Below are 12,862 nucleotides of genomic sequence, written 5' to 3' on the forward strand. Positions count from 1 at the left end.
CTCTGATACGTTAGATATCTCGAAGTCAGTATTCGCTAATGCTTGATTACGCATTAGGTTGAAATGACTTAAGTAACCAAGGCTACGTGCGTACTCATCATCAACTTGATACTTCCAACCCATAGGTTCGTCTGATTTAGTGATTGAGTGAACCAGTTTTTGAGCGTCTTCGGAAAGTGCTCGCTCGCCTGTAGTACCAAACGTGATGTTAAAACGCTGGGCTTGTTGTGGGTTCAAGCTGATGTAGTTGAATTCTGTATGTAGGTAACCTGCGTATGGACGATCATTGGCTGATGGTTTTTCTAATTCAATGTCAGAAGGCGTGTACATCTTGTGACCAATGGTGATTTCCCACTTATCTAAAGAGCTTGCGCCCCAATAGGAAAGGCTCAATGGTTTTACCCAAGCGTATGGCGTAATACTTGACGATGTGTAACCCAGAAATAAACCGTTGGTATAGTCTTGATCGACACCAAAGATACCATCGTTGTCTAACGCAAAAGTTAACGTAGAGCGTTCAGATGCCAGTGATGAACAAGAGAGGAGAATCAGTGGTAAATAACGAAGGTATTTCATGTAGCGGTTACTCTAAAATGATGAACAGAAATAGTACCGTAGTTTGAGTGGATTTGTAGAAAAAAAGTGAATGCGAGTGTGCTTTTTGTGGCCAATCTAATCTTTCTTGGGGGAGGGGGTATTGATGAGATTTAGAGTAGATATAAAAAAGCCCCGCACATTGGCGAGGCTAATAGTTTTTACTGTCTATTGAGCGTGAGCTTATAGAGACTCAGTAAATGTACGTGCGATTACGTCAGCTTGCTGCTCTGTAGTCAGAGAGTTAAAGCGTACAGCGTAACCAGAAACACGAATCGTTAGCTGAGGGTATTTCTCAGGGTGCTTAACTGCGTCTTCTAGAGTTTCACGGTTAAGAACGTTCACGTTAAGGTGTTGACCACCTTCAATGCCAGCTTCGTGGTGGAAGTAACCATCCATTAGGCCTGCAAGGTTAGCACGTTGGCTATCTTCTTCTTTACCTAGTGCGTTTGGCACGATAGAGAAAGTGTAAGAGATACCATCTTGAGCATCAGCAAACGGTAGTTTACCTACAGACGTTAGTGAAGCTACAGCGCCTTTCTCATCACGACCGTGCATTGGGTTTGCACCAGGAGCGAAAGGAGCGCCAGCACGACGACCGTCTGGAGTGTTACCTGTTTTCTTACCGTATACCACGTTAGACGTGATAGTAAGAACTGACTGTGTAGGGATTGAATCACGGTAAGTCTTAAGCTTACGGATCTTGTTCATGAACGTAGAAACTAGTTCACAAGCAATGTCATCTACACGAGAGTCGTTGTTACCGTATTTAGGGTAATCGCCTTCGATTTCGAAGTCAGTTGCAATGCCATCTTCGTCGCGGATTGGTTTAACAGTCGCGAATTTGATTGCAGACAGTGAGTCAGCTGCAACAGACAGACCAGCGATACCACAAGCCATAGTACGACGAACGTCACGGTCATGAAGAGCCATTAGAGACGCTTCGTAGCTGTACTTGTCGTGCATGAAGTGAATGCTGTTTAGAGCTGTCACGTATTGCTTAGCTAACCAATCCATGAATGTGTCTAGGCGACCCATTACGTCATCGTAGTTAAGTACTTCGTCAGTGATCTTGTCGCCAACTGGGCCAACTTGCATTTTAAGCTTCTCATCAACGCCGCCGTTGATTGCGTAAAGCATAGTTTTTGCAAGGTTAGCACGAGCGCCGAAGAACTGCATTTGCTTACCAACGATCATTGGTGATACACAACAAGCGATTGCGTAATCATCAGAACCAAGGTCAGGACGCATTAGGTCATCATTTTCGTACTGGATAGAAGAAGTATCGATAGATACCTTCGCACAGAAACGCTTGAAGCCGTCAGGTAGTTGCTCAGACCAAAGAACAGTGATGTTTGGCTCTGGAGAAGGACCCATAGTGTATAGAGAGTTAAGGAAACGGAAGTTCGAACGCGTTACTAGCGTACGACCATCAACACCCATACCACCCATAGACTCTGTAGCCCAGATTGGGTCGCCAGAGAATAGCTCATCGTACTCAGGAGTACGTAGGAAACGAACCATACGCAGCTTCATTACGAAGTGGTCGATCATCTCTTGTGCTTGGTCTTCTGTGATTTTGCCAGCAGCGATATCACGCTCGATGTAGATGTCTAGGAAAGTCGAAGTACGACCTAGAGACATTGCAGCACCGTTTTGAGATTTAACAGCAGCTAGGTAGCCGAAGTAAGTCCACTGAATAGCTTCTTGAGCAGTTTGAGCTGGCTCAGAGATATCGAAACCGTATTTCTCAGCCATTTGCTTGATTTGACCTAGAGCACGATGTTGCTCAGAGATCTCTTCACGCAATTGCATTGTAGCAGCAAGATCTTCGCCGTTCTCGAAACGCTCTTGTAGAGAAGCGAATTGAGCAGCTTTGTCTGTCATTAGGAAGTTGATACCGTAAAGTGCAACACGACGGTAGTCACCAATGATACGACCACGGCCGTAAGCATCAGGAAGACCAGTCAGAACACCAGACTTACGACATTTTAGGATATCAGGAGTGTAGATATCGAAAACGCCAGCATTGTGTGTTTTGCGGTATTCTGAGTAGATTTTTGAAACCATTGGGTCAAGAGTTTCACCGTATGCTTTACAAGAACCTTCAACCATACGTACACCACCGTTAGGGATGATTGCACGTTTTAGTGGCTTCTCAGTTTGTAGACCAACGATAGTCTCAAGATCTTTCTCAATGTAACCTGCATCGTGAGCAGTAATGGTAGAGATAACAGAAGTATCGAAATCTACAGGTGCTTTAGTTGCGTTTTCCTGTTTGATACCTTCCATTACCGAAGACCAAAGCTTGTTAGTTGCTTCAGTACCCTCAGAAACTAGGAAAGACTCGTCGCCTTCATATGGCGTGTAGTTCTTTTGAATGAAATCACGAACGTTTACTTCGCTTTGCCACTCACCTGCAGCAAAATCTTCCCAAGCTTTAGCAAATTGCTCTGCCATGACATACCTACCTTTTTAGTAGAAAAAATACGTACATTAACACTGTTGAGCCAGCGCCCCTCGTAAGGGTAGTACACTCTTATTAATAACAATATATATGAGCATATGAGTATATGAGCGTCATATGGTTATATATATTGTCACTACCTTTTATATGTTGTCTTTACTCTATGTATTCAAGACTACGCTAAAAAATTTCTGCAAACCTTAAACTAAATCAATAAATGCCAAAAAAAGTTGAAAAAATTTGAGTGGCAGGGGTTGCCACCCAAACTTTTTTTTAATCCCGATACTACTTTTGTGTAGTAATGAGCATTATAGCCAAGCTTTTAGGCCATACTGACTTTCTAGCATACCAACTGCAAGCATTGCTACTAAACAGATAACTAAAACGCCAACTGGGATTACAATCTTGTCTACAAATGATAGACGCTTCGCGCGCTCTTTATCACCAATTAGACCGTTGTTATCAAGAAGCATAGTCAGAGCCCATGCTAATACAGGGTTAACAACCGCTGAACCGAAGATACAGATACCAGCTGCTTGAGAATCCTTTGAATCCTTAACCATTTGCATACCCGCTTCAAGTAGAGGTAGAGATACACCTACAAGTAGCGCAACACGCATCACTGGTGGCCATACTGCAACGTCCATTGGGAAACCAAGAATCGCAACAATAATACATAGAGAACCAAGCAAGATTGCGCCGCCAGGAATTGGACGTTTCGCGATTGCTGCTGGGATCATGTAAGTACCCCAAGAAGACGTGATGTTACCACCACCAACCGCTGTACCTACCATTTGACGAACTGAACACATAGTCATAGTGTCATCAACGTCCATCAGAACTTTTTCAGACTTTTTAGGGTAGTTTAGTTCTTGGAAGATACGGTGACCTAGGAAATCAGGTGACCACATCGCTACCGCTAGGATTGCAAATGGTAGAGAAGCGATGAAGTGTTCAACGTTTGGCAAGCCAAGCATCCAACCTTCAGAAGTCGAACCCCACCAGTAAACTGGGTTTAGGTTTGGGATACCCATTTCAGTTTCGAATACGATATCGAAACCAGCGCCCAATGCTAATGCAATAGCAAGGCCTGTGAATGCACAAACTGGGATAGCTAACCAACGCTTGTTCACTTTTGCTAAGAAAGCATAGATAGCAATAGTAATAGCAAGAACGATTAAACCAACGTAACCCATGCTACCCGCTTCAACAGTAGAAGATTGAAGACCAACCGCCCATGCTTGAATTGAGTTAATTTGGCTCATGGTGCCTGTTAGGCCTAAGAAAATGAGCAAGCCACCAGCGGTACCTTCCGAAGTCAGGTTAACCAGCTTGGAGCCGCCTTTTAGGAAACTTAGGATTAGACCGAAGACACCGATAAGGATAGCCAATGCAAGAGGGTGAGCACCAGCGAGAGCGATGGTACCAATAAGAGGAATCATTGGGCCGTGGTTACCGGCAAGGTTTGCTTTCGGGTTGAAGAAACCAGAAGCAAGGATACAGAACAGCAGTGCAGGAATCAGCATTTCTACACGAGCAACTTCAATCGCGAAGTCTTTACCTAGGTTTACGTGATCCCAAGCTTGAGTTAGGCCATCAGCCCAAGACATCATTACTGCAGAGTACATCGCGATGATACCGATGGTACCAGCAAGTGCAGGAACAAGATCTTCAAGTTCAAAACGGAAATCACGGCCTGGAAGGTTTAGGCCAAAACGACGAGGCTTCATGATTTGAAGTTCGTGATCTAAGTAATCTGAGCGGCTCTCAAATTCAGAAGCAGGGCGGTGTAGCTCTTTATAGCTTTTCTCTTCTACTTCAGAGTTCGCATTATTCACAACGTCTGACATAGATTCCTCATATTTTTATGTTAGTAATTCTAAAATTGAATTATAAAATTTCGCGTAATTGCGTAATTGCGTTATTTCTTAGTTATAACTTATTAATATTATGTTGCACGGTTTTGATGTGCTTTATGCAGCTAAGTTAAAAGAAATGTTTGGCATTTTTAACGCCTTATTCTTTGCTGCTGAGTCTAACAAGCTTACCCTTTAGGGTGATTGATCTTGATCACTTTATGAGTTTATGTGAAAGAAAGCTACAAAACGAAGCGATTCATTAACGTACCGTTGATGAATTGTGTAATTAGTTTTCACAAATTGACGTTAGCTATCTTCTTCATGCCTTGCTCTACATAGCATCAGCCGGATACCTCTGACTTACTGAGTGGTTTTACTATTAGCAACTGGTCTCTTAGTTGCCTATGGAGTTTTAACCACTCAACGGCCTTTAAATGACGTTCTCGTATAGTGAGTTTGGTGTACTACTGCGGGTGTTAGATTTTGTCGGAAGCGCAGTTTTTAAGTTCACAAAACGTGTTTTTCTTGTGAGGCATCAAGCTACGAGAATCTCATTTTGATTAACTTTATTTAAACAATGTCAGAGTCGCAATTACAGCTTGTTGATACATTTCATTCAGTAAATTGAGACTAAAACGCTATTCATTGCATAATAAGTCAGAGTTAATCGCTATTTATTCTCAATTATTAGGTTAATAATTTGTTGCATGTTGTTTCGTGTGGTGCTAGTTTGTATCGCATGAAAAGGTCGGAGTACCTTGCATTTTCACAAACTTGGGAGAGAAAGCGCATGAAAGATGTACCAGCGCTGGACATAAAGGATTTACACAAAACGTTTGGTCAAAATGAAGTTTTAAAGGGAATTTCACTTTCTGCGCATAAAGGCGATGTAGTATCGATTATCGGATCTTCAGGGTCGGGTAAAAGTACTTTCCTTAGATGTATCAACCTTTTAGAGACACCTACTGCTGGCGAGATTTGGGTTAATGGTGAATTAATTCAAATGAAAAACAACCGCCAAGGTGTTTCTGTTCCTGCCAATGAAAAACAAGTACAGCGAATCCGTTCTCGTCTGGCGATGGTTTTTCAGGGTTTCAACCTGTGGTCTCATCTGACCGTTCTCGAAAATGTTATCGAAGCGCCTGTTCACGTCTTAGGTGTACCTAAAGCACAAGCGATTGAAAATGCTGAGCTGCTACTGAAGAAAGTAGGGCTATATGAACGCAAAGATTACTACCCGGGTCATTTATCTGGCGGACAGCAACAGCGTGCGGCGATTGCAAGAGCGTTAGCGGTTGATCCTGAAGTAATGCTATTTGATGAACCAACATCGGCACTTGATCCTGAGTTAGTAGGGGAAGTACTTGGTGTAATGCGCGATCTAGCAGAAGAAGGAAGAACCATGCTTGTGGTAACACATGAAATGGCTTTTGCTCGTGACGTATCAAATCATGTGATGTTCTTACATCAAGGCTTGGTGGAAGAACAGGGCGATCCAGCTAAACTGTTTACTGAGCCTGAATCTGAGCGATTACAACAATTTATCTCATCGATTTACTAATCAGAATTGAAATGCTGTTGCTAAGGTAAATGGCGACAGTGTTAACAATGAAACACAACAAGTAAGTTAATAAGTAACAACAAACACAATATTAAAATTAGCAAAACATAAAAACCTAAATCACAGGAGTAGGGATATGAAAAAGTGGTTATTAGTCGCGGCACTTGCTGCAACTGCTGCAACGGGCGTAGCTCAAGCAAAAGAATGGAAAACAGTACGTTTCGGTATTGAAGGTGCTTACCCTCCATTTAGCTGGACAGAAGCTGACGGTTCGCTGAAAGGCTTCGATGTCGATATGGCTAACGCGCTTTGTACTGAAATGCAGGTGAAGTGTAAGATCGTTGCACAAGATTGGGATGGTATTATTCCTTCTCTGCTTGCTCGTAAATATGATGCGATCATTGCAGCAATGTCTATCACGGAAGAGCGCAAGAAAAAGATCGATTTCACAGGTAAATACGCACTTATCCCAAACAAGTTCATCGCTAAAAAAGGTGCAGGCCTTAACTTTGATGATCTAAGTGGTCAAAAAATTGCCGTTCAACGTGCAACAACTCACGACAAGTACCTAACAGATAACTACGGCGACACAGTAGAAATCGTTCGTTACGGTTCATTTGACGAAGCTTACCTTGATCTAGCTAACGGTCGTGTTGCTGCTGTACTGGGTGATGCATCTGCTCTAGAAGAAGGTGTACTAAACAAAGCGGGTGGTGAAGACTACGAGTTTGTTGGTCCATCACTAACTGATCCTAAGTGGTTCGGTGAAGGTTTTGGTATTGCTCTACGTAAGCAAGACAAAGATCTGACTAAGCAATTAGATGCTGCAATCCTTTCGCTACGTGAAAAAGGCATCTACCAAGATATCGCTGCTAAATACTTCAACTACGACGTATACGGTAAGTAATCTCTAGCGTCACTTCTTAAGGGAGAGGCTCACCTCTCCCTGTCTTACCAACTTTTTCGCAGTTCTGTTGGAATTCATTATGTTTGATTTACAAGGATATGAAGCGTCGATCCTGAAAGGGGCGGTGCTTACAATCGAAGTTGCCTTACTGTCGCTAATTTTAGCTATGGTTCTTGGTATGCTAGGTGCCTTAGCAAAACTAGCGCCTTACCGCTGGGCTCGTGCTATTGCAACCCTCTACACAACCGTTATTCGAGGTATCCCCGATCTCGTATTGATGATGCTGATTTTCTTTGGTGGACAAATCCTTTTAAACAACAGTTTGTATTCCATCAATGAGTGGCTCAATGAGTGGTTCACATCAAGTGACCCTAACCACGAATGGACCGCTTACCTACCTGATTATATTGATGTTAGCCCATTTATTGCTGGTGTCTTAACCATTGGCTTCATCTTTGGCGCGTACATGGCAGAAACCTTCCGTGGTGCAATAATGGCTGTCGACAGCGGTGAGATGGAAGCGGCAAAGGCTTATGGCATGGGCCCTGTTTTAGCGTTCCGTCGTATTCTATTACCGCAAATGATTCGTCACGCACTGCCAGGGTTTGGTAATAACTGGTTGGTTTTACTAAAAACTACCGCGCTGGTTTCTATTATTGGCCTTGAAGACATGGTACGTGTTAGCTCTCTGGCGGCGGGTTCAACCAAAATGCCATTTACCTTCTATATGACGGTAGCAATCATCTTCTTATTCTTCACCAGTGTTTCGACGGGCTTACTTAAGTTGGTTGAACGTAAATTCAGTATCCACGCGAGGTAGTTATGGACTTTTCATTGATAATTGAAAGCCTGCCGATTTACCTTGGTGGTTTGTGGACAACGGCTTGGATGGTTTGTGTCGCTTTGATTGTTGGCTTATTCGTAGCCATACCATTAGCTATCGCTCGTAACAGTCCAAATATGATGATTAATGCACCAGCTTGGTCGTTCATTTATTTCTTCCGTGGTACGCCGTTATTGGTGCAGTTGTACCTGATTTACTACGGTATGGACCAATTCTTCCCAGTAAAAGATACACTATGGGAAAACGCGTGGTTCTGTGCTTTAGTTGCGTTTATTCTAAACACATCAGCATATACTGCAGAGATCATTCGTGGTGCTATTAATGGCTTACCGAAAGGTGAAGTTGAAGCAGCAAAAGCGTACGGCATGAGCACACCAAAGACTTACCGCCGCATCATTTTGCCAAGTGCTCTGCGTCGTGCATTACCGGCTTACAGTAACGAAGTTATCTTTATGCTTCATGGCTCTGCAGTAGCAGGTATCGTAACCATTATGGACCTAACTGGCGCAGCACGTTTGGTCAACTCACGCTACTACGCTCCATTCGAGTCTTTTCTAACTGCAGGTCTATTCTACATGGCGCTAACGTTTATCATCATTGCGATTTTCAAATTTGCAGAGAAGCGTTTCCTTGCTTACTTAAGGCCGTTAAGTTAACTCTACGATACAGATTTTCTTAGATAAACGGCGCTCTTGTAGCGCCGTTTTTAATTTCAATTCAATTGTTCGGGTTCTAATAAGTTTAAGTGGTATTTGTTAAATTCACTCCATAAATTACGAACCCATTAGTCGAATCAATTGACTTAAGTAAACCCATAGATACACTTGCTCCAATTTTTTTGAGTGTCGTATAACAATGAAAAAAAACATCTTATCTTTGTGTCTAATTCTGCCGCCGTCTCTACTACTTTCTGCATGTGGTGGTTCTAGTGATTCCGCTCAACCTCCGAGTAAAACGGCGGTACAAAAAGCGCTTGAATCCGGAGATGCATCCCTTGTATCTAATGCCAATGAGTTTATTGACGCCAGCCAAACGCTCGTTGCCCAATACAAATCTGATTACAGTCAAATTAAACAGTCTCTGTCTAAAAATTCAGACGGCACGCCGCTGCGCAATCTTCATTGGGATCCAACACACGATGCCGCGATAATCTTACCAACTTACGGCTTCAACGATGTCATCCTGCAAACCAATAAAGCGATGCAGAGTGGATATACTGACCAAGAGCTTGCGATTGGTATTGCAGGTTATACATCGAGCGGTAGTCGTTACGCTGCGTTAGCAAGTAACCCATTTCGAACTAAGCAACGTTCAACGGATTCAGTCAACGCAGAAATGGAAGTGTGGTTGAAAAACTTGGTGGGTTGGGCATCAGGCACAAGTTCACCTAAGAATGTTGTCTTGGCTCAGATGGATCAGTCTTATTATTTTCCTGATGACAAAGCAACGCGAAACTGGCTAACGAGCAACATCAATCCTTCGATGGTTATCAATGATGATAACGCCTGTGACGGCAGCAAATTAAGCCAATGTATTGAAACGAACAACCCTGATTTATTGATTTTGTCTCAAAAGTTAAATGATGGTGACGAAATTAACGATGTAATGACGGGGTTACGTTTGGCGTTCAACAGAAAGATTCCCGTGCTGTACTTGCATCTTGATGGCGGTATGACGGACTTAGGCAACGCACTATTTGCAGAAATGCATATGACGTATGTTGGTGATAACTATTGGCGCAGGCTAGGGCTGTCAAATTGGGATTCAACGCAACTGATTGATCGCATGCCAGATAATATCGTCAAACAGCAAGCACTTTTACAGCGCCTGAAACTCGATAGTTTCACTGTTGACTTAAATTTATGTGATGACAAATCTTGCCCAGATGAGTCCAACATGGATGAAGAGTTCTATAAGGCAGCGAACAGTATTCGTTCACACCTAACGACGCTTGATAGCAAAAAAATTGATCTCTTTGCATCCAAGAACTACGAATATGAAAAGCTGTTACTGCTACTTGCTGATCGCTACCGACAAGACGTTAAGTACCCAATGGGTAAAGACGTAACAGATAGAATCGACTTTCTTCGATCGTATTACAGTGATTACGCGACATACAACACTCGACAACATAATGCAGCACAGCCGAGTTTAGGGAACTTCAGCACCAAGAACTTTAAGAATGTCCCTCTCATCAGCAAGAATATTACTTTAGAGTCAAAGAGAAATTTCCGTGCGGCGGGTGTATACGCCTTACCGGGTAAGACGATCAAAGTGACGCGATTAGATAATAACAAAGTGGCAACGTCGATTGCCCTTAACACACTACGTAGTGGTGCGACTCATGAGTTTTCGGGTAAAGACGGCTATGCAAGGCCGAAGTTTTTGACTTCGGTAACTTACCCCGTAAAACATGGAGAAACGATATACCTGACCTCTGCCTATGGCGGGACATTACAAGTTCATTTTGATACCAACGATATCGATGTAGAGCTCCGTTTTGAAAATGTTGCCCAACACCCTGTTTGGCGAAGTAAAGCGGACAACGATAGCTTTGTCGCGCAGCTTGAAGAAGGAAAGTTTGATTGGGCTGAGTTGGTGACTCCCGGATTTGAAGTTCACTCTAAGCTAGACAAGATGAAAGAGTCTATTGGAGCTTCTGATTGGGCACAGCCGCATGATATGGCTCTCGCCACTGAGCGTTACGTACACAACCTTCCTCATGCACTTGCAGGTTTCAAAGGGCCAGGAATTGATGAAATTGCTGAAATTCATCAATACGGAGAGGCAAAGGGTTGGGAAATTGCGAACATTGATATTGTGAAGCACATGAATGCCGATCAAGCGACTTGTGGTTACGGTTGTTCAGGAAACCCTTACGATGCTTATTGGTCTTTTCATCCTCTAGGGCATGGTGATTTGCACGAGCTTGGTCATGGACTGGAAAGAGGACGTTTTAGATTCGCTGGATGGGAAGGCCACTCAACAACCAACTATTATTCGTATTTTAGTAAATCAAAGTATTACAAAGACACGACAAAGGTATCGTCTTGCCAAAGCCTAGACTTTAAAGGGCAGTATCAACTTTTACAGCAGAGCCGAACTCAACCAGATCCAAACGCTTTTATGGCGGCTCAAAATCAAACGGGTTGGAGTTGGGGGGCTCGTATGTTCATTCAAATGATGATGTTGACTGAGCAGCAAGGTGTATTGAATTCAGGTTGGCATTTACTAGGGCGCTTACACTTGATTGAACGCGAGTTTAATCGCTTGAAAGCCAGTGATACTCTTTGGAACAACGGTAAAGGCTCGATTGGTTTTTCAGATTACACCAAACAGGAAGCCGAAGGCATCACCAACAATGACTGGTTACTTATCGCATTAAGCTACGTTGCAGAAAGGGATATGACACAATACTTAGATATGTGGGGATTCAGTTTCAGTGATAAAGCGAAGCAACAAGTCACTGCTCTTAGTCTAAGTAACATGCCTTTGACATATTTTGCATCATCTAATCAAGGCTATTGCTTAGATGAATTTGCTAAGACGCCGTTAGATGTTGACGGCACGACCGCTTGGCCGCTTAATTAGGTATATGGCAGATCGAGTCACGAAGAAAAAAGAGAGGAGATATTAACTCCTCTCTTTTTTATATGGCTAAGTTTTGTTACCTAAAAGTAACTACTTAAACGTCGACCAAATCGGAGCGTGATCTGACGGTTTTTCAATGCCGCGTAGCTCGTAGTCGATGCCCGCTTCAGTACACTTATCAGCAAGCTTTTGAGTTGCTAGGACTACATCAATACGCAGGCCACGGTTGTCCACGAAACCTTTTGAGCGGTAATCAAACCACGAATATTGATCGTTCACTTCAGGGTGTAGCAAACGGAAGCTGTCCACAAAGCCCCAATCCATCAATGTTTTCAACCATTCGCGTTCTTCTGGTTGGAAAGAACATTTACCGGTTTTCAACCAACGTTTCGCATTAGGTTCACCAATACCGATATCAATATCGGTAGGGCTGATATTAATGTCGCCCATTACGATCACTTGTTCATCTTTGTTGTGGTAATCGTTCAGGTACGTCATTAAGTCTTTGTAGAACTCTCGCTTGTACGGGTATTTGGTTTCATGCTTGATGTTGTCGCCTTGAGGGAAGTAACCATTTAGCACAGTGATCTTCTCACCATTGTCGTCTTCAAACGTCGCCATGATCATGCGTTTTTGATGGTCTTCATTGTCTGTAGGAAAGCCTTTTTGTACCGAAATCGGCTCTTGCTTACACAGCATAGCCACACCGTAGTGAGCCTTTTGGCCGTGGAAGTAAACCTTGTAACCCATAGCTTCAACATCGGCTAGTGGGAAGGCTTCATCGTGCACTTTGATCTCTTGTAGACCAATCACATCAGGTTGGTGCTTATCGATAATAGCCTGAAGCTGATGAAGACGGGCTCTAAGGCCATTGATGTTGAAGCTAATTACTTTCATTTGTTTTTATACCTCTCGTAAACCCTTGTGATTGCTTGCTTTTCAAGGGCTTGCTGATTTGGTGGGTTTCATGATTAATCGTATTTAAGCATGCTTAATAATTTCTGTCGCCATTTTGTCGCCCCTAAATGGCGACAAAATG

9 protein-coding genes are annotated in these 12,862 nt (G+C 43.0%); 5 read left to right on the forward strand and 4 right to left on the reverse strand.

What is annotated here, in order from left to right:
- The 3 genes from MED222_RS14645 to MED222_RS14635 all read right to left on the reverse strand — a co-directional run.
- Window positions 1-576 (reverse strand): lipid A-modifier LpxR family protein (locus MED222_RS14645; RefSeq protein ID WP_009846315.1); only part of this gene is annotated, 576 nt, incomplete at its 3' end.
- 201 nt (window positions 577-777) lie between these two features.
- Window positions 778-3,054 carry a formate C-acetyltransferase gene (gene pflB, locus MED222_RS14640; RefSeq protein ID WP_009846316.1) on the reverse strand — a complete coding sequence of 759 codons (2,277 nt, stop codon included), beginning with the start codon at window positions 3,052-3,054 and terminating at the stop codon, window positions 778-780.
- 315 nt (window positions 3,055-3,369) lie between these two features.
- Entirely contained in the window at window positions 3,370-4,911 is a 1,542-nt protein-coding gene (locus MED222_RS14635; RefSeq protein WP_009846317.1) for a DUF3360 family protein, read from the reverse strand.
- A gap of 799 nt (window positions 4,912-5,710) precedes the next feature.
- Here MED222_RS14635 and MED222_RS14630 point away from each other — a divergent pair.
- From MED222_RS14630 to MED222_RS14610, 5 genes are all read left to right on the forward strand, one after another.
- On the forward strand, window positions 5,711-6,481 hold the full coding sequence (locus MED222_RS14630) for an ABC transporter ATP-binding protein (RefSeq protein WP_004736532.1): 771 nt from the start codon (window positions 5,711-5,713) through the stop codon (window positions 6,479-6,481).
- Window positions 6,482-6,617: 136 nt separating this feature from the next.
- A complete protein-coding gene (locus MED222_RS14625) occupies window positions 6,618-7,388 on the forward strand; it encodes an ABC transporter substrate-binding protein (protein ID WP_009846319.1) in 771 nt (256 codons plus the stop codon).
- Between the two features lie 79 nt (window positions 7,389-7,467).
- Window positions 7,468-8,208: an ABC transporter permease gene (locus tag MED222_RS14620; protein ID WP_009846320.1), complete on the forward strand. Its 741-nt coding sequence runs from the start codon at window positions 7,468-7,470 to the stop codon at window positions 8,206-8,208.
- 2 nt (window positions 8,209-8,210) lie between these two features.
- Complete coding sequence (locus MED222_RS14615; protein ID WP_009846321.1) at window positions 8,211-8,888, forward strand: ABC transporter permease; 678 nt, start codon at window positions 8,211-8,213, stop codon at window positions 8,886-8,888.
- 199 nt (window positions 8,889-9,087) lie between these two features.
- Complete coding sequence (locus MED222_RS14610) at window positions 9,088-11,823, forward strand: ImpA family metalloprotease (protein WP_009846322.1); 2,736 nt, start codon at window positions 9,088-9,090, stop codon at window positions 11,821-11,823.
- A 90-nt stretch (window positions 11,824-11,913) separates the two neighbouring features.
- Here MED222_RS14610 and xthA read toward each other — a convergent pair whose 3' ends face one another.
- The gene (gene xthA, locus MED222_RS14605) at window positions 11,914-12,720 is read right to left on the reverse strand and encodes an exodeoxyribonuclease III (protein WP_009846323.1); all 807 of its coding nucleotides are present in this window, start codon (window positions 12,718-12,720) and stop codon (window positions 11,914-11,916) included.
- Between the last annotated feature and the right edge of the window lie 142 nt (window positions 12,721-12,862).

Origin of the sequence: Vibrio sp. MED222, from assembly GCF_000153005.1 — a bacterium.
GTDB lineage: Bacteria > Pseudomonadota > Gammaproteobacteria > Enterobacterales > Vibrionaceae > Vibrio > Vibrio tasmaniensis_A.